Raw genomic sequence first — 18,997 nt, 5'->3', positions numbered from 1 at the left:
TGATACGTAATGGGGCTGCTTATGAGCGATATAATGGAATTGCCTGTAATGGAAAAATCGACACTTCTCACTCCCTCTTCTTTACTTCACAGACAGATGGTGGAGTGGATCAGTGTTATCGAAACGCCGGTGGAGGACTTCGTCAAACAGAAGGAGTTCGTGCTTTCGACCGGAATGGGATGCAGCAATGACCCGAAGTGTCTGGAACAGTATACGAGAGACGTTATCGATTCAGGAGCGTCTGCTATCGGTTTTGCTACGGGACGGTATATTTTCACTATTCCCGATACAATTGTAGAAGAATGCAAGAGGAATGGGGTCGTGCTTCTGGAAGTTCCCTGGGAGGTCAGGTTCGGAGATATTATGCAGGAAGTTCTGCAGGCAATTTCTGAAGAAAAAAGAGAAGAACAGCGATTTGTGGAACATATCCGTCAGGAAATGGTGGATTGTGTGCTGAACGGAGAAGGTTTGAAGGAAATTTCGTCACTGGTATACGAACACACTTCCATCCCCGTCGCTATAAGTGATAAAGATCGCAACGTACGTGCCAATCATTATTTTGACAGGAAAATGATAGACATTTTGAATCAAAATGAGGCAGGGGCGTACCGTTCCGTACCTTTTACTCAAACTTCTTATCTTGAACATCACTACCCGATAGAGAAGTATGAATTCGACAGTGGAGAATGTTATCAGTTAACTATTCTATCCAACCATAAAAAGCAGGGATATCTCCTTTTCAAAGAAGGGAAAGGGGCGTTCAGTGCCTCGGACCTCACTATACTTGAGCATGCCGTTACTGCCTGTGCTCTTTTCTTTGTGAAGGAGAACGCCATCGAAATGACGGAAATCAGGTTGAGAGATAATTTTCTGCTCGATCTTGCACGGGAGAATAAAGAAATCAGTGACGGTTTAATGGAAAAAGGGCATCTGCTCGGATATAATCTTGAGAAACCTTACGTTTGTATTGCAGGGGACATACAGTTCTCCAAGGAAATTCAGACGCACGTAACCTCCATCGACAGTAACGTGGCTTCTTCCTCCATGCACAGCAGAAACTATTACGTCCAGTCGGAGATCCAGCATGCGGCCGACCAGATAAAAAGGGAACGGATGACCGCTTTTGAAGATGGTCGGGTAATTATATTTCTGGAGGCTGATAAAGAATCTTATATGGAGACGACCCATCAGTTTCTTGATCTCGTAGAGAGGCGGCTGCATGAATTACTTGCAGGTATTACCGTTTCGTGGGGAATTTCTTTTCATGGGGACGGGATAAAAGCCTTTTACGAAAGCTATCAGGAAGCTGTTACGGCACTCAGATTCGGGTACAGGCGTGAAGAAGCGGGATTTCGTACTTTTTTTGCTGATACGAAGGTTAACCGTTTATTGCTTTCCATTTCAAAAAACGAAGAAGTGGTCGACCTCGTCACGTATACTTTAAAAGACCTTATAGAGTACGATGAAAAGAGACAGGCGGACCTCCTGCACACCTTCATGGTATACAACAAGTACAATTCAAACGTAAGTCAGACTGCCCGGGCCATGAATCTTCACCGTCAGTCGCTGCTTCACAGACTGAGAAATATTGAACGTCTGACCGGCCTATCCCTGCTCGAAGCAGACGATTTCTTTTTGCTGGAATTAAGTGTGAGGATGTGGATGTTAATCAAAGAATAAGCAGAATATACGGAAGGCTTTGGAATTCATTCTGAAGTCTTCCGTTTTTTTGTGCTCCATATAAAGAAAGGGAAGGAATGCTACACGCAAAAGTATGACACATTTGTACGAAAGAAATAAATGAATATTCATACAATTAGAACATTATATTCGAACCTTTTATAACGTAAAATAAGATATAGAAAGTTGCAAAGATCAAAGGTAAAGGAGGGGATAACCATGGTGCTTCCGTTCGACATTACGGAATATCAGAATAGGCTGGATAAAACGAAAAAGCGTATGGAGGAGAACGGGTTGGAAGTCTTGTGTATAACGAACCCGTCAAACATGAATTATTTAACGGGGTATGATGCATGGTCATTTTATGTTCACCAGATGCTGATTGTAATCATAGACGAGCCTCAGCCCCTGTGGATTGGGCGTACGATGGATGCCAACGGAGCTAAGGCGACTACATGGATATACAATGACAATGTCATCGCCTATCCTGATTACTACGTTCATTCAGATGTATATCACCCGATGGATTTCATCGGAGAAATTTTAAGAGAAATCGGACAGGGAAACAGACGGACCGGAGTGGAATTGGAACAGTTCTATTTTACGGCAAAGTCTTTTCAACGACTGCAGGCTGCCCTTCCTGATGCTGTTTTCTCCGATGCGTCGAACCTTGTAGGTTATGTAAGGCTCATTAAGTCCGAACAGGAAATCGAGTATATGAGAAGAGCCGGAATTATCGTAGACGAAGCGATGCGTAAAACTATTGACTATATCCAGCCCGGTGTCAGGGAGAATGATGCAGTTGCGAAGTTATATTATCACCTGATAAGCGGCACCCCCGAATATGGGGGCGACTACCCGGCGATTGTTCCGATGATGCCGACGGGGGACCATACCTCCATGCCCCACCTTACCTGGTCCGACCAGCCATTTCAGGAAAACTCTCCGGTAGTTATCGAGACGGCAGGCTGCTACAAACGTTACCACGTTCCGATGGCCAGAACTATCTCTCTCGGTGAGCCGGGAGAAAGGCTCAATTACGTCGCCTCCGTTGTGGAAGAGGGGATAAGGAACACCCTGGAGGTGATAAGGCCGGGAGCCAGATGCAGTGATCTGGAGGCCGCATGGCGCAACTCTATTAAGCAGTACGGTTTTGAAAAAGAAGCAAGGCTCGGGTATTCGACAGGTTTATCCTACCCGCCGGACTGGGGCGAGCATACGGTAAGTATAAGAAAGGACGACCATACGGTGCTCGAACCGAACATGACGTTTCACATTATTCCGGCTTTGTGGTTCGAAAATGACGGAATAGAAATTTCCACGACGTTCCGTGTTACAGAAACAGGGTATGAACTCTTCACGACTCATCCGCTGGAGCTGATCAGAAAAGAGAGTTTCGGCTTCAATACTGATTCAATAAGCTCGTAAAGGGGGGACTGCTATTGAAGTAATTGACCGCAGCACACTGGAAGAAAAGCTTTTACTGACCGAAGAACTGGTATCTGTGATCGAAGAAGCTTTCACCGCACTGGCGAGCAGACAGGTGATTATGCCTGAAATTATGCGAATAGATATCTCTGAGTTTAATGGTGAGGTTGATATTAAATCGGCTTATATCCCGGGGTATGAAAGCTTTTGCGTGAAGCTATCCACCGGATTCTTTGATAACCCGAAAAAAGGATTGCCGACTTCGAATGGAATGATGATTCTGATAGACAGTGAGACTGGGGAAATCCGTAAAATTTTTGCAGATCAGGGTCTCTTAACTGATTTAAGGACCGCGGCAGCCGGAGCTGTAGCCGCAAAACATGTAAGCAGGGAAAATAGTGCATCTGCCGGAATTATCGGGACCGGCTCTCAAGCGAGATATCAATTGGAAGCGCTTACCATCGTTCGTTCATTAAAAAATGTTCGGGTGTGGGGGCGATCACTGGAGAAGGCTGAGAAATTCAAGGAGGAAATGGAAGAGAAACTTGGACTTCCTGTTACTGTCACGGCGACTGCTGAAGAAGTTGTGAGAAAAAGCGATATAGTCGTCACCACGACTCCTGCCAGTGAACCGATTGTGCAGGCAGAGTGGCTGCACCCGGGTCTTCATATAACAGCCATGGGCTCGGACGCCGAGCATAAACAGGAACTTTCTGAAGAAGTTTTGGCGACAGCGGACGTCGTTACATGTGATTCCCTGCTGCAGTCCAGAAGGCTCGGGGAACTTCGTGCCTGTAACGACAACAATATAATAGAGAATACGATCGAACTGGGCGAGATTACCGGCAAAGGGGTCGTCGCCAGAAGAAATGAAGAACAGATAACAGTGACCGACCTTTCTGGCACGGGAGCCCAGGATACGGCCATCGCAAGATACGCTAATCAAATTATAGGAGGATGATGATCATGACACAAGGTAAATTCAGTACAAGATCCATTTGGGCAGGAGAGAAAGATCAGCTGGCTTTTGGCGCGACGCAGGTACCCGTGGTTCATAGCGTTTCCTTCGGTTATGAGGATATGGATGAGTGGTATGAAGTAGCCACAGGCAAGAAGAAAGGTCACATTTACGGAAGAAATACGAACCCGACCGTGGAAGCATTCGAAGATAAGATCAAAAATCTCGAAGGAGGAGAGGCTGCCACCAGTTTTTCCACCGGGATGGCTGCTATCAGTAACACGCTGAGCACCTTCCTCACTCCGGGGGACAGAATTGTTTCCATTAAGGACACTTATGGCGGGACGAATAAGATTTTCACCGAGTTTCTTCCGAAAATGAACGTGGATGTGGAATTATGCGAAACAGCCAATCATGAGGTACTCGAAGCCGAAGTGGAGAAAGGATGTAAAATCCTGTATCTTGAGACACCTACGAACCCCACGGTGAAGATCACCGATATCGAACGCATGGCCAAAGTGGGGAAAGCCAACGGGGCTATCGTAATCGTCGACAATACGTTCGCCACCCCTGTAAATCAGAACCCGCTGGATCTTGGTGTCGATCTGGTTATCCACAGTGCCACCAAATTTCTGGGGGGCCACGCAGATGCTCTTGGCGGCGCGCTTGTGGGCTCCAGGGAACTGGTGGAACAGGTGTATCATTATAGAGAAATCAACGGGGCCACACTGGATCCTATGTCGGCCTACCTGTTGCTCAGAGGAATGAAGACGTTGAAACTGCGCATAGACCAGCAGAATAAAAACGCTCACGACATCGCCGAATATCTGAAGACATTTGATATTGTGGAAGACGTATTTTATCCGGGACTTGAGGAGCATGTGAACTATGATATCGCTAAAAAACAGATGCATGGTTTCGGAGGTATGCTCAGTTTCTCCGTAAAAGGAGGAGTAGAGACGGTGCGTGAATTCATTCCGGCTTTACAATTTGCCAATAAGGCCGCGAACCTGGGAGCCGTAGAAACGATCGTAGGACCTTCACGTACAACTTCCCATGTGGAATGTACACCGGAAGAAAGGGCAGCAATGGGCATACCGGAAGGACTGATCCGTTACTCTGCCGGGATTGAAGATATAGAAGATCTGAAAGCTGATCTGAAGCAGGCTTTCGAAAAAGTCGAGCAGAAGGTTTCTCCGAAAAGCTAGGAGGAATGGAGATGTATGGACCGGAAACTTTATCTGACCACATGGTGGAATGGCGGCGCCATTTGCATCAGCATCCGGAGCTCAGTTTCGAGGAAAAAGAGACAAGTGCGTATATAGCGGAAAAATTAAAAAAGCTTGAATGCTTCGAAGTTCACGAACAGGTAGGAGGCTACGGTATTGTGGCCGTCATTTCGAACGGAGAAGGGCCGGTTGTCGGTGTGCGTGCAGATATGGACGCACTCCCCATCACTGAACAGTCCTCCGCCGGATATGCGTCAGTGAATGAAGGGGTGATGCACGCCTGCGGTCATGATGCTCACTGTGCCATCCTTCTCGGCGTAGCTCACTGGGTGAAGGAACACAGAGAAACGATCACAGGGACGATCAAGCTTATCTTTCAGCCAGCCGAAGAGACGGCGGATGAAGAAGGGGAGACGGGTGCCGAGAAAATGATCCGCTCCCCGCTTCTTGAAGATATAGATGCTATATACGCTCTGCATATGTGCCCGTGGTTGCGCACGGGAGAAATTCAGGTGAACGACGGACCGAGCATGGCTAACAATGATGAATTTCATATCACGATTTTCGGTGAAGGAGCACATGCCGGCTATCCTCATCAGGGCGCGGATCCAATATGGATGACCACACAGTTTCTGCAGACAGTCTATAGCATGACGGGGCGGAGAATGCATCCGCTGGAAATAGGCACGATTAGTGTAGGACAAATTCATGCCGGGACCGCGAGTAATATTATCCCTGACCGAGTGGATATTTACGGAACGATGAGGTCATACACGGACCAGGTCCGGTATCAGCTGGAAAAAGAATTGCTCGAAAAGATTAATATGATCCATTCACTCGGAGGCCAGTACCAGTGGAAGATCCAGAAAGGGGAGCCGGCTCTCATTAATGACGAAGATCTTAATGAAGTAGTAAGAAAGGCAGCGGCGAACTTTGAAATATACAACGAGCCCTTCGGCATGGGAAGTGAAGATTTCAGCCACATGGTCAACCGCTTGAAAGGCACGATGTTTTTCCTCGGTTGCGGGTTGGAAAAGGAAAGGATGCTTCACCAACCGGACTTCGATATAGATGAGCAGGCCCTTCAGAAAGGCCTTGATATTATGGTAGGAATCTTACAATCCTACTGGAAGAATCAGGAGGGATAGAATGACGAATATTGCAATGATCGGTTTCGGCGGCGTAGGTCAGGCCCTCGTCGAAATACTTGAAGAGAAAGCGGAGAACTTGCATGAGCGATATGGACTTGAAACGAAAATCGTAGCCGTATCGGATCTGATGAAAGGCTCCGTATATCAGGAAAAAGGTCTCGACGTGCAGCAGCTGCTCGAGTGTATAAGAAAAGACGGCTCTGTCGAAAATTATCCGGAACAGCCGGGGGTCATAAAGGGCCTCTCCAGTATCGAAACGATAGAAACGACAAATGCGGATGTAATTGTGGAAGTGACGTTTACGGATGTCAATACAGGAGAACCGGCGATCACCCATTGCAGGAAAGCGTTTGCCGGTAAAAAAAGCGTAATTACTACGAACAAAGGTCCGGTAGCCCTCGCATACAATGAACTGAAAGAGATGGCCAGAGATCACGGGGTGTTTTTCGGGTTCGAAGGCACGGTCATGAGTGGTACACCGGCCCTCCGGATGCCTGAAGAAACTCTGGCCGGGAATGACATTAACAGAATCAGCGGTATACTGAACGGCACCACCAATTATATTCTGACGGAAATGGAAAAAGGAAAAACTTATGATGAATCCCTCGAACAGGCGAAAGCCAACGGTTACGCCGAAGCCGACCCGACCAATGATGTGGAAGGTTATGATGCAAGGTATAAAGTATCGATCTTATCGAACTATCTGATGAACCAGCCACTCGATTATAAGGATATCGAATGCAAAGGTATAACGGAAATGAGAATGGAAGATGTGGAAAACGCCATGGCTAACGGGGAAAAATGGCGACTCATCGGAAAAGTGGAAAGAAACGGAAACGGCTCGGTCACCGGAAGTGTAGCTCCTGAGAAAATAAAAGAGGATCACCCCCTCGCCGGGGTAAGCGGGGCGACTAATGCCATACTGTATGAGTGTGACCTTCTGGGTCCGGTGTTATTGACGGGAGCAGGGGCCGGAAGAAAAGAAACGGGTTTTTCGCTGCTCATAGACCTGATTCATTATCATAAGGAACGAAAGCCTGAAAAGCTGTAGAGGAGGGAAGGTATGAAGACAACAAGAACCGAGGAAGTGAAAATGCTGTTAGCAGGAGAATGGGTGCAACGGGAAGAAACCATCAGCGTAATAAATCCTCAGAATAACGAGTGTATTGCGACGGTGCCGAGAGCATCGAAAGAAGATATGAAGTATGCTATTGAGTCTGCCCATAAGAAATTCAGTTCCCTCGAATCGTGGCCTGTCCATGAAAGGATCCGTATATTGAAATACGTAAGCCGGTATGTATCGGATAATGCCGAATCATTTGCCAGAACGATTGCCTCAGAAAGCAGTAAAACGATAAATGAAGCCAGAGGAGAAGTTGCGCGCTCCGCTCAGACGCTCGAAATTGCCGCAGAAGAGACTAGACGGATCCAGGGGGAAACAATAAACTTCGACCAGGTGGAAGGAAACGAAAATAAAGTCGGTTATTACTATCACTTCCCGGTAGGAGTAGTAGGTGCTATCACCCCCTTCAATGATCCTCTGAATCTGGTCGCCCACAAACTGGGTCCCGCCATTGCCGGTGGTAACGCAGTCGTTCTAAAACCGGCTTCTGAGACCCCTTTGAGCGCTCTTAAACTGGCCGAAGCTTTTACGGAAGCCGGTCTGCCGGAGGGAATGTTGTCGGTAGTGACCGGTCCGGGAAGGGAAATTGGTGAAGAGCTGGTGAATCACCCGTATATTAAGGCGCTGTCGTTCACAGGTGGTACGGATGCCGGGAAAAAAATCACCGAGAAGACCGGTACCAGACACGTCAACATGGAACTGGGTTCAAATTCTCCGGTCATCGTCCTGAATGACGCTGATTTAAAAGATGCCGTCGCAGCCTGTACAGATGGAGGGTTCAGTGCAGCCGGGCAAAATTGTATCAGTGTGCAGCGAGTCTATGTGGAACAGGACTCCTACCCGCTTTTCCTTGAGGAATTTATTAAAGAAACGAAAAAACTGAAGATGGGGGATAAGTTCACCGAGGACACAGATGTCGGTCCCCTGATTTCAGAAAAAGAAGCAAAACGTGTAGAGCAATGGATTCATGAAGCAAAAGCAGGGGGAGCAAGGGTTGAAACAGGGGGCGTAAGGAACGGAGCTTATGTGGAACCGGCCATACTCACTAACGTTCCTCCGGATTCTACAATCGCCAAAGAGGAAATCTTTGGACCCGTGGTACTGGTGGAGCCGGTACAGAATCTTAAAGAAGCTGTCGATAAATCCAATGATGTTGAATACGGCCTCCAGGCAGGGATTTTTACGAGAGACGTAAATCGTGCGTTCTATGCGGTGCAGAACCTGCAGGTCGGTGGAGTTATGGTCAATGACAGTAGTGATTTCAGAATCGATGCCATGCCTTTTGGCGGGACGAAAGACTCGGGTATAGGCAGAGAAGGAGTGAAATTCGCTATAGACACCCTCACAGAAAAGAAAGTTGTAAGTTTTAAACTGAGCAGCCCTTTCTGAATTTAGTTACACAACCGCCCGGACCGAGGGCGGTTTTTTTGTAACTTCAAGGGAAAAGATCTGCTCGAGAAGCGCAGGGAAAAATACTGCGTCCGTTACTAAGGATCTCCAGCGGCTTTCGCTTTTGGGTGACCTATTCTATAATGTACACAGATGCAGGGAAGGGGGAGAAGAGAAATATGAAGACATTCAAGCTTGTATCGCTTGATGTAATCGAAGAACAGGAGGAGGACATAACCCTCCGGTCCATAGAACTGAAAGACGGACTTATCATTAATAGAGAAGATGATCATGGACGCTGGCTCATAGAGGCATTTCTCGATAAAGACCATGAAAATTATTTTCGTGCTTTCGTAAAAAATAATGAAAAAGTGATGATTCAGGTGATTATCACAAAAAAAAGCAATTCTCCTGCCACATTCCTGGTTTATCCGCTCGAAGTCAACGATTTTGAAGAAGCGATAAACGTACTTTTTATGGGGACGATAGTGGATAAAAAACAGGAGCAGGTGGAGAAACTGCTTCAGGTAATACTCGAAGAAGGATACCAGGGGGAGAAGCTGCTCGAGGAGTTTAAACGTCGGACATCTTCCACATCCCGATAACGTCTATACAACGCTTTTGATTTTCTATATAATGAAGGGAATTGATGTGAGTAAGGAGTTAAACGGATGGCTATAGCTAAGAGGAAATTCGACTGGGTACGGACACTTTCACCTTTTCAATTGATCGCACTATTTTATTTATTTGCAGTTACGGTAGCTACTCTGCTTCTGTCATTACCTATTGCTTATGCGCCGGGAGTGGATATAGCGTTCATTGATACGCTGTTCATCGCAGTGAGTGCCGTCAGCGTGACCGGTCTTGCGACTGTGTCGATACCGGAGACCTTCAGTACAGTAGGTTACTTCATGATCGCACTGATGCTGCAGCTCGGCGGGATAGGTATAATGACCTTTGGAACGATTATCTGGATACTGCTTCGTAAAAAAATCGGTCTGCGGGAGCGGCGACTCATAATGACGGACCAGAACCAGTCGGACTTCTCCGGTATCGTCCGTCTCGTTCTTCAGATCGTTTTCATCGTTCTTTTAATCGAGTTTATAGGTTTCCTGATTCTCGGTACATATTACCTCCAGTACTTTGAACCCGGAGAAGCGTATTTGCAGGGATTTTTCGGTGCAGTAAGTGCAATGACCAATGGCGGTTTTGATATAACAGGAGCCTCGCTTATCCCTTTTCGGGACGATTATTTCGTTCAATTTATTAATATGATGCTGATTATTGCAGGGGCAATCGGTTTTCCGGTACTGATTGAACTGAAGCAGTATCTGTTCGAAAGCGGGGAGCGGACCAGGTTCTCCCTGTTCACGAAACTGACGTCGATCACTTTTTTTGCTCTTATTTTACTGGGAGCCGTAATGATAGTAGTACTTGAATTCAATCATTTCTTGAGCGGGCGGGCCTGGCACGAAATTCTGTTTTATGCACTGTTCCAGTCGGTAACCAGCAGAAGTGGCGGACTCACCACGATGGATATAAGCCAATTTACGGAACAGACGCATCTGTTCATGTCCTCCCTCATGTTCGTCGGAGCTTCTCCGAGCAGTTTCGGCGGCGGGATCCGGACGACCACCTTTGCTCTTGTCGTCATTTACATTTTAACGTTCGCAAGAGGGAAACAGAGTATACGTATCTTCAGAAGAGAAGTGTATACGGAGGATTTGAACCGGGCTGTGGTCGTCACTATTATGGCCGTCCTTACCGTATTCATCTCTGTGCTCGTAATCTCCGTGGTAGAGCCATTCTCTCTCTCCGAGATATTGTTTGAAGTATGTTCTGCGTTCGGAACAGTGGGGCTGTCGCTCGGAATTACTCCGGAATTGACTTCCTTTACGAAATTATTACTGATGGGATTAATGTTCATTGGAAGGATAGGGATACTGACATTCCTGTTTTCCTTTAATGAAAAAAGGAAGAAAGGGAATTATCATTATCCGAAAGAGAGAGTTATTATCGGATAAGGGCTGTTACTGATTTTAAAACAGCCTGTATCATCCCAGCCAGAAATGAAAAAGCGGGAGACCGGACAATTCGGTTTCCCGCTTTTTTGTGGTAAGTGACGAACGGGAGAAGATGATGCCTGCAATAGAAAGGTTCTGTGCGTGAGATTCAGAGCTGTCGAAAAATAAGACTAGAGAGTTAATAAAACGGGTACTGTGCATAATATAAATAGAGAGAAGGTGACGGCATGAAGAAAGTATCAATCATTGGAGCCGGCCCTGGAGGTCTTGCATCTGCAATGATTCTGGCAGCCGAAGGAAATGATGTGCACATATACGAAAAGCACAACAGGGTCGGTGGCAGGAACGGGTCATGGCAGCTAGACGGTTACACGTTCGATATAGGCCCGACGTTTCTCAGCATGCCTCATCTCGTGGAGGAATTATTTCAGAAATCGGGGCGGAATATGGAAGATTACATGGATATGAGACAGCTCACTCCCATGTACGAGCTGTTGTTCAACGGTACCCGGGTGCCGATGTATCATCAGCAGGATAAGATGCTTCAGTCGATCACGGAGCATTTCCCGGGTAATGAAAGAGGATACTTAAGATTTATGAGAGAAAATAAGAAAAAAATGGACAGACTGACTCCGATTCTTCAGCATAAACACAATCGTATGCTCGATTATCTGTCGCCCCGCGTTCTGAAAGCACTGCCGGAGCTGACGTTAGGTAAATCCGTTTACGATGTGTTATCCCGCTATTTCGATAATGAAAAACTGAAAGTGGCATTTTCGTTCCAGGCCAAATATCTGGGAATGTCCCCGTGGGAATGCCCGGGTGCTTTCTCCATTTTGTCGTATATGGAACATGAATACGGAGTGTTCCACCCGATTGGAGGAGTGAATCGACTCTCCAAAGCTATGGCTGAGGTTTTTGAGGAATTGGGGGGGCATATCCACTTCAGGGAAAAAGTTACCCGAATTGAAACGGAGAACAACAGAGCCACAGCGCTGGAACTCGAATCCGGTAAACGTGTCGAATCCGATGAAATCGTAATCAATGCTGATTTCGCCCAGGCGATGACCAAACTGGTTGATCAGGATTCTTTGAAAAAATACAAAGAAGAAAATATCAAAAAGAAAAAACTCAGCTGTTCCACGTTTATGATTTATGCAGGGGTGGATAAAGTTTACGATATGCCTCATCATTCCATTCTTTTTTCTTCGGATTACAAAAAGAACGTGGAGGAATTGACGAGTACGCTGGAAGTTTCCGATGAGCCCTCCATCTATATACAGAATCCGAGTGTGACTGACAGCACTCTGGCTCCGGAAGGGCATTCCGCCCTGTACATTCTTGCCCCGGTACCGAATAACCTTTCCGGCATCGACTGGGACAGGAAAAAGGAAGAAGTGGAACAGGTGGTGCTGGATCGTATTGAGAAAGAGACAGGGTACGAAAACTTGAGAGATCACATCACTGTTAAAAAAATCATTACTCCAAAAGACTGGGAGAGGACTTTTGAAGTCTATGAAGGGGCCACATTCAGTCTTGGACACCAGCTCTCACAAATGATGTATTTCAGACCCCATAACCGCTTCGAGGAACTTGATAATACCTGGCTCGTAGGGGGAGGGACCCATCCCGGAAGCGGTCTGCCGACTATTTTGGAATCCGCAAAAATAACGAGCGATTGGATTGGTAAATCATGAAAAAAACGACAATAATCGGTTCGGGCATCGGAGGACTGATGACCGCTCTGTATTTATCGCGGGATAAGCAGAGGAAAGTGACAGTGTTAGAAAAAGCAGGGGAACCGGGAGGCAGGATGGTCTTTGAAAAGCACGGAGAAAGCCGGATTGATCAGGGACCGACGATTGTACTTCTTCCTGAAATGCTGCTTGACCTGATGAAGGAAGGCGGTATCGAGAAAGAACGGATACCTCTTATGCCGATGGAGCCGATGTATCAGGTGACTTTTCCGGATGGGACAAAATTCCGTAAATTTCAGAATAAAGAGAAGCAGCTGAGGGAGTTTTCCGAAGTTTTCCCGGAGGAAAAGGAAGGTTATCTGAAGTTCCTGAAAGAGATGGAGCCCTGGTTTGAAAAAGGAAAGGCGCAAATACTCGGACAGACGTTTCAGAACAGAAAAAAATTTCTTCATCCCGATATTTTGAAATTATTGTGGGGAATGAAAGCACATAAATCGATCCGGTCTTTTATGAGCAGATATTTTGTTTCGGAACATCTTCTCGATATTTACAGTCTCCAGTCTCTCTATATAGGCGGCAACCCTTCCAGGTCTCCTTCTATTTACTCGTTCATTTCTCTCAGTGAACAAGTGGAAGGGATATGGTACGTAAAAGGTGGATACGCTACGGTAATAGATATCCTCACCGAAGAGCTCAAGGTCCGGGGCGTGGATATTGTCACAAACTGTGAGGTGCAGGCTGTTCTTCTCAACGGGCGGAAGGCGACCGGAGTCCGATGCGCGGATGGCCGGGAAGAGGCTGCGGACGAAGTCATCTACAATGGAGATTTTCCATCGATGGACGCCCTTATGCCAAAAAGTTACCAGCTGAACAAGTCTTACACTCCTTCCTCAGGTTGTGTGCTGCTTTATATTGGTACAGATAAAATATATGAAGAGCAGCCGGTCCACCAATTTTTTATGACGAATAATTTCAGTGCGCACATGAAAGAAGTATTTGAAGAGAAAAAAGTTCCTGCCAACCCGTCTATATATGCGTTTCATCCATCCGTTGTCGACGACACCCTCGCTCCTCCGGGTAAAGGGGTGCTGTACGTTCTCATCCCGGTCCCGGCCGATGCATCCATTGATTACGGGAAAGAGGAAAGTCTGGTAGAATACGCTATAGATACTCTCGAAGAAGAAGCCTTCCCCGGACTTCGTGATCATATGGAATGGTTCCGGATGAGAACCCCTAAAGAAGCGGAACTTTCCGGTTTGTATAAAGGCGGTAGTTTTGGTATTGGACCTACTCTCGGACAGTCCGGCGTATTTCGACCGCAGTTCCGTCCTTACCCGATCGATGGATTATACGCGGTAGGAGCTTCCATCCATCCCGGAGGCGGAGTACCGATAGTTATGCAGGGAGCGAAGCTGCTTGCGGGAGAACTAACTAATGGGAGAGGTTATTTATAATTGAGGTGAATGTCGTGGAAATTGAACAGGCATATGCGAAATGTCATACTGTCATTAAAAATCATTCAAAAACTTTCGCTAAAGCTTTCTCCTACTTGCCGCGGGATCGTAAACGCGCGGTGTGGGCCGTTTACGGTTTCTGCCGTCACGTGGATGATGTCGTGGATGAAGGGGAAAACCCGGTACGGGAGCTGGCTGAAGTAAAGGAGGAGTTGATAAGATTCGAGAGACGGGAAGAGGTGCCACAACGTCATTTCTGGATAGCTCTCGATGATGTCAGAAGGAAATTCGATCTGGATCTTGCTCCTTTTCACGATATGATCAGGGGACAGGAAACGGATCTTGAGGATGTTGAAATGATTACGATGGATGAACTGCTGACCTACAGCTATAATGTGGCGAGTACCGTAGGATTGATGCTTCTTCCTATCCTGGCACCCGGAAAGTGTGAAGTATTGAAACAGGATGCCATCTATTTAGGGTACGCTATGCAGCTGACGAACATACTGCGTGACGTAGGAGAAGACCTGGCGCGGGGAAGAATTTATATACCGAGAGAGCACTATGAGGCTTTCGGCTATACAAGGGAAGAATTGATCAGTAAGACAAAGTCTGCGGAATTCATTATGGCTTGGGAATCACTTGCCGAAAAAGCAGAGAGCTACTATGAAAAGGCTATGATTTCTCTTAACGAATACCCTGTAACTTCTAGGCTCCCGGTGAAAGGGGCCGCGCTATTATATATGAATATTCTTGAAGCTGTAAGACAGGAGAATTACGACGTGTTCAATAAGAGAGTATATATAAGTGACGAGCAAAAGAAAAAGATCATTGCCAGGCTGCAATGATCTTTTTTTAATCGTCATTCAGTTCACTATTTTATTTACAAGATAGTTCGCTACATTTTGTCCGCTGAGAGTTACGATCGGTGAACCTCCTCCCGGATGTGTGCTGCCGCCGGCAAAATACAGATTATCAAATCGGTCGGATTTGTTCCGTGGCCGGAGGAAAGCCTGTTTTCGGTTATTGACACTTGGGCCGTAAAGAGCGCCCTGGAAACTGGAGAATTCTTTTTCAATATCAAAAGGTGTCCAGATCTGTTCGAATAGAATCTTCTTGGATAGGTGAATTCCGCTATTTTCCAGTTTATTATATATCACCTGTTTATATTCTTCTTTGTCTGCAGATTTGCCTGGAGGAGCATTTACCATAATAAAGCAATTGTCCCCGCCCGGGGATATCGAAGGATCGGATTTGCGGGATGTTGCTATATAAATCGTCGGGTCTTCGGGATATTTACCGGAGCGGAGTTCGCTGAATTCCTTCTTATAGTCTGCCGAAAAGAATAGGTGATGGTGGTGCAGCGGAAGTGCACCGTCGATTCCGGCAAGAATAACAAAGGCAGAGATCGAAGGGTCGTATTCAGGCTGCTCTTCTTCAAGAAGAGAAGGAAGTGTATGCGCAAGATCTCCGTTGATTATAACGTTGTCAGCTTTTACCTTTTCTCCGTCCTCCAGCACTACGCCTTCAATTCTTTTCCCTTTTTTCAGCAAAGAAACGACTTCACGGTTTTTGTGAAGCGAGGCACCACAATTCTCGGCTGCCTGGACCATAGTTTCGGCAATTTTGGTATTGCCTCCCTGAACGTAATACACTCCCTCCATAAGTTCCAGATAAGCGATCATCGCAAACGTTGCCGGGGCGCGATAAGGATCCGACCCGACGTAAGTGGCGTACCTGTTCAGAGCGTCAAGTACATGAGGGGAGGAGAAATATCGGCGGTAAAAGCTGCTCATACTTTGCATCGGCCGTACCTGCATCGTACTTGTGAGAAGCGATGCGGAGAAATAATCGTTTTTACCGGTGAAGACGCGTGTGAGAAAAGAAGAATAAGAGGTGTCGAAAAGTTTCGAAATGGCCTCGGAGAACCGGTCGTAACGCCTGGCTCCTTTCTCATCTATCCTGTTGAGCTGTCTGATCATTACGTCACGGTCGGAAGAAAGGTCAAAAACGGTACCATCAGGGAACTGGTTCCGTGTATGAGTGGAAAGTTTCTGATAGCTTAACGATCCTCCCATACCTCCTTTTCTTAACACATTTTCGAATACGTAGGGCATGGTGATAGTGTTGGGGCCGAAGTCGAAATGGAATCCTTCCATATCGACACTTTTCATTTTTCCTCCGAAATGGGAACTTTTTTCATAAAGAACAGTTTCCACTCCTTCAGAGGCGAGGGTTACAGCTGCGGATAATCCCGCAAGACCTCCGCCCACAATAATCGTTTTCATGAATACGTACGCCCCTTCCATTCATATTGTTTCTTCTGACGATCGACTTTTATGGAGGAAAAGAGAACAAGAATCACTGAAATAGCGGACACAGGGAGGAGCAAAGAAATCCACCACGGATGACCTGTACGGACATCAACGAACATTTTAACAGCAACGAGCAGAAGACAGACACCCCACCAGCTTCCTCCTGTAATTAAAGCAGCTGCAAAAGGGAAGAGGAAGAGCCCTGTATAAAGCAGTACAAGCAGAAGAGCCAGTGGTAAAGAGCGGCCGAGACCGGGGAAAATGTTCTTCTGGAACCCCTTCCAGACATCCGTGTTTCTTTCATACATCCGGCAGGATACGTCTGACGTTACATTAGCGAGTATGGTACGTTTTTTGTTTTCCTTCATCTTTTTCGCGAGATGTACGTCTTCCACCAGGGAATCGAATACCTCCGTGTGCCCTCCTATCTCTTCATAAGCTTCTCTTTCGATAAACAGACATCCTCCAAAAGCTGCAGTGAACATAGGGATTTCTGTCTTGTTAGCCATGAAGAGAGGAAGGTGCATGTGAATGACAAAATGCTGCATCGGTACAAGGAGCCGTCCGAGCAGACTCCGGTCTGTAAAGGAAGGGAAGCCTGAAATAAAAGAGGCCTGTTTCTGTCCGGTGAGAGCGAGCAGTTTTGTGACGATATCGGGCGAGACCCGGACATCTGCGTCGAGAAAAAGCATATACTCTCCCCGGGCCAGACGGGAAAGCTGGTGACAGGCAAATACTTTACCGGTCCATCCTTTTTTGAGAGGTTCCCCCTTGAAAAGCCGGAACCGCGGATCATCAGCGGTTGCTTCCGAAAGAAGGGCGAAAGTCCGGTCCTCCGAATGATCGTCCAACAGAAGAATTTCCAGATCGGGATAGGTGATTTTTTTCAATGATTCTACGAGTGGGCCTGCGTTAAACTCTTCATTTCTAAGGGGGATGAGAATTGAAACCGGAGCGATCCGGCGCAGATTATTCGATTTTAAACCCGGCATGAACATAGAATTGAATATAGTCCAAAGAAAAAGCACCCCTGCTAATATCAAAAAAATAGTAACCATTACTCTCCCTCCTCCAGGTACCTGTACAAATTCACGTTTTGCTTCCCATACCGCGCCCTTCTCCGCATGGACTCATGAAGGAGAAAGAATATCAAAGAAGTTCTTTGAACGAATCGGAATCTTCCTGCATCACCTTTTGCTTCAGTGCATCGAGCTGTTGCTCCATAGTTTTTTCCCAGTCGATGACAGAAACGTTCCCTTTTTGCGCGGGACCGATTTGAATGTAAGCTTCCGGTTTCCTGTTATGACCGAATGAATAGTAAATGACAACCGGGGTCACCGGTTCCGAAGGACATCTCCTAATAATGAAACCTGCCCCTTTTTGAAAACGGAGAGGACGGGCCTCCTGATGTTTTTCTCCGCCCTGGGGGAACAGAAAGACTCCTTTTTTCTCTTTTAACAGCTTTTCGGTGTAAAGAAGTGCCTGTCTGGTATGAGAGAGAGAGTTATGATCTACTGAGAAGCCACCGACCCTGGAAAATACCGGAAACCGCTCCATTCCCTCCTCATCAATCATAATATGACTGTCTGTCTGCAACACTTTATCATTGAGTAAATGGAGAAGCAGCCCGTCCCACCAGCTGGAGTGGTTGATCAGAAACAACCCATAGGAAGGAGAAGTCCCGGAGTCTTTGGCAATATAGACATTATGGAATTGACGACGGATGAGTGTGCGGCTCACTCTTCGGAAGCCGCTTTCAATCCATCTGCTTTTATTCGGATATTTCATGACGAGCCTTCTTTCTTTTGAACAAAGTATACCAGAAAGCCCCCAGAATAAGAACGAGTATCGGAGCTAACAAAAGACCTCCCGCGAAGGCAGTCACGCTGAACATGGCAATCATGCCGAGGAAAACCAGGCTCATACGCGTCTGCCAGACAGAAACAGGATGATGGGTAAAGAAACCGAGGACCGACTGGAAAAGAAAAGCGAGTACAAACCAGCCTAAAAAGTTCTGAGAAGGTATATCGTAATATAAACCGCCTTCTCCCCAGATCCAGTATTCTTTCACCTGAAAAGCAACAGGATCAAGAATAAGGTCCATTGTCACCGCAACAAGCGCTCCGACTATCGCAAGAAGGAAACGGGAATGGCGGACTATCCCCCGGGCGATAACATCGGCGCACCCCATCACAAGTAACCACGCAAAACCTATAGTTATGGGGGTATCGAGGATTTTGATACCGAAACGTGCCGTATATTCATAACTGCCGAACAGAAAGCCGCTCTGTACACCGAATTGCTCTACAGCAATACTCACTGTGAAAACCAGTGTACTGTAAAACAGACCTGCTTTTTTCTTATAAGTATGTATAAAATAGGTTACGGCGACTATACCGGCAGCAATCAGAAATACGCTGTTTGCCCACTCCAGCCAGGGAGGGACAAGATCTAGCGGCACCAGAATAAAACCTACTATAAACCAGCCGGTGAAAAAGTAAAATATCCTGTCTCCCATGGTCCACCTCTTTCATTTGAAATCAAAAACG

General features: G+C 46.6%; 16 protein-coding genes. 12 read left to right on the top strand and 4 right to left on the bottom strand.

Features of this window, described 5'->3' with window-relative positions; translation table 11 throughout:
- The first annotated feature begins 21 nt into the window (after positions 1 to 21).
- From BLU03_RS01465 to BLU03_RS01410, 12 genes are all read left to right on the top strand, one after another.
- Positions 22 to 1,680 carry a PucR family transcriptional regulator gene (locus BLU03_RS01465; RefSeq protein ID WP_237757026.1) on the top strand — a complete coding sequence of 553 codons (1,659 nt, stop codon included), beginning with the start codon at positions 22 to 24 and terminating at the stop codon, positions 1,678 to 1,680.
- 219 nt (positions 1,681 to 1,899) lie between these two features.
- A complete protein-coding gene (locus BLU03_RS01460; RefSeq protein ID WP_008589588.1) occupies positions 1,900 to 3,108 on the top strand; it encodes a M24 family metallopeptidase in 1,209 nt (402 codons plus the stop codon).
- A 13-nt stretch (positions 3,109 to 3,121) separates the two neighbouring features.
- Positions 3,122 to 4,069 carry a cyclodeaminase gene (locus BLU03_RS01455; protein ID WP_076569548.1) on the top strand — a complete coding sequence of 316 codons (948 nt, stop codon included), beginning with the start codon at positions 3,122 to 3,124 and terminating at the stop codon, positions 4,067 to 4,069.
- A 5-nt stretch (positions 4,070 to 4,074) separates the two neighbouring features.
- A complete protein-coding gene (locus tag BLU03_RS01450; RefSeq protein ID WP_093105052.1) occupies positions 4,075 to 5,274 on the top strand; it encodes a cystathionine gamma-synthase family protein in 1,200 nt (399 codons plus the stop codon).
- Positions 5,275 to 5,285: 11 nt separating this feature from the next.
- A complete protein-coding gene (locus BLU03_RS01445) occupies positions 5,286 to 6,443 on the top strand; it encodes a M20 metallopeptidase family protein (protein ID WP_008589593.1) in 1,158 nt (385 codons plus the stop codon).
- 1 nt (position 6,444) lies between these two features.
- Positions 6,445 to 7,497 (top strand): homoserine dehydrogenase, encoded by a 1,053-nt coding sequence (locus BLU03_RS01440; protein WP_093105048.1) that lies wholly within the window; start codon positions 6,445 to 6,447, stop codon positions 7,495 to 7,497.
- 12 nt (positions 7,498 to 7,509) lie between these two features.
- A complete protein-coding gene (locus BLU03_RS01435) occupies positions 7,510 to 8,958 on the top strand; it encodes an aldehyde dehydrogenase family protein (RefSeq protein WP_093105045.1) in 1,449 nt (482 codons plus the stop codon).
- Positions 8,959 to 9,137: 179 nt separating this feature from the next.
- A complete protein-coding gene (locus BLU03_RS01430) occupies positions 9,138 to 9,563 on the top strand; it encodes a YwpF-like family protein (RefSeq protein ID WP_093105042.1) in 426 nt (141 codons plus the stop codon).
- A 66-nt stretch (positions 9,564 to 9,629) separates the two neighbouring features.
- Complete coding sequence (locus BLU03_RS01425; protein ID WP_093105039.1) at positions 9,630 to 10,982, top strand: TrkH family potassium uptake protein; 1,353 nt, start codon at positions 9,630 to 9,632, stop codon at positions 10,980 to 10,982.
- A gap of 227 nt (positions 10,983 to 11,209) precedes the next feature.
- Complete coding sequence (locus BLU03_RS01420) at positions 11,210 to 12,679, top strand: phytoene desaturase family protein (protein WP_093105037.1); 1,470 nt, start codon at positions 11,210 to 11,212, stop codon at positions 12,677 to 12,679.
- Positions 12,676 to 14,133, top strand: coding sequence for a phytoene desaturase family protein (locus BLU03_RS01415; protein ID WP_093105034.1), 1,458 nt, complete (start codon positions 12,676 to 12,678; stop codon positions 14,131 to 14,133). Before BLU03_RS01420 ends, BLU03_RS01415 begins: the two co-directional genes overlap by 4 nt.
- 14 nt (positions 14,134 to 14,147) lie before the next feature.
- Complete coding sequence (locus tag BLU03_RS01410; RefSeq protein ID WP_322787558.1) at positions 14,148 to 14,981, top strand: phytoene/squalene synthase family protein; 834 nt, start codon at positions 14,148 to 14,150, stop codon at positions 14,979 to 14,981.
- Positions 14,982 to 14,999: 18 nt separating this feature from the next.
- Here the strand turns inward: BLU03_RS01410 and BLU03_RS01405 are convergent, their stop codons facing one another.
- From BLU03_RS01405 to BLU03_RS01390, 4 genes are all read right to left on the bottom strand, one after another.
- The gene (locus BLU03_RS01405) at positions 15,000 to 16,421 is read right to left on the bottom strand and encodes a phytoene desaturase family protein (protein WP_245698659.1); all 1,422 of its coding nucleotides are present in this window, start codon (positions 16,419 to 16,421) and stop codon (positions 15,000 to 15,002) included.
- Entirely contained in the window at positions 16,418 to 17,506 is a 1,089-nt protein-coding gene (locus BLU03_RS01400; RefSeq protein ID WP_093105026.1) for a glycosyltransferase, read from the bottom strand. Before BLU03_RS01400 ends, BLU03_RS01405 begins: the two co-directional genes overlap by 4 nt.
- Before the next feature lie 91 nt (positions 17,507 to 17,597).
- Positions 17,598 to 18,236 (bottom strand): lysophospholipid acyltransferase family protein, encoded by a 639-nt coding sequence (locus BLU03_RS01395; RefSeq protein ID WP_076569567.1) that lies wholly within the window; start codon positions 18,234 to 18,236, stop codon positions 17,598 to 17,600.
- A complete protein-coding gene (locus BLU03_RS01390) occupies positions 18,220 to 18,966 on the bottom strand; it encodes a carotenoid biosynthesis protein (RefSeq protein WP_076569569.1) in 747 nt (248 codons plus the stop codon). Before BLU03_RS01390 ends, BLU03_RS01395 begins: the two co-directional genes overlap by 17 nt.
- Between the last annotated feature and the right edge of the window lie 31 nt (positions 18,967 to 18,997).

Origin of the sequence: Salimicrobium album (genome assembly GCF_900107115.1) — a bacterium.
Taxonomy (GTDB): domain Bacteria; phylum Bacillota; class Bacilli; order Bacillales; family Halobacillaceae; genus Salimicrobium; species Salimicrobium album.
The sequence above is the reverse complement of the archived record's forward strand: the minus strand, read 5'-3'. Positions and strand labels throughout refer to the sequence as shown.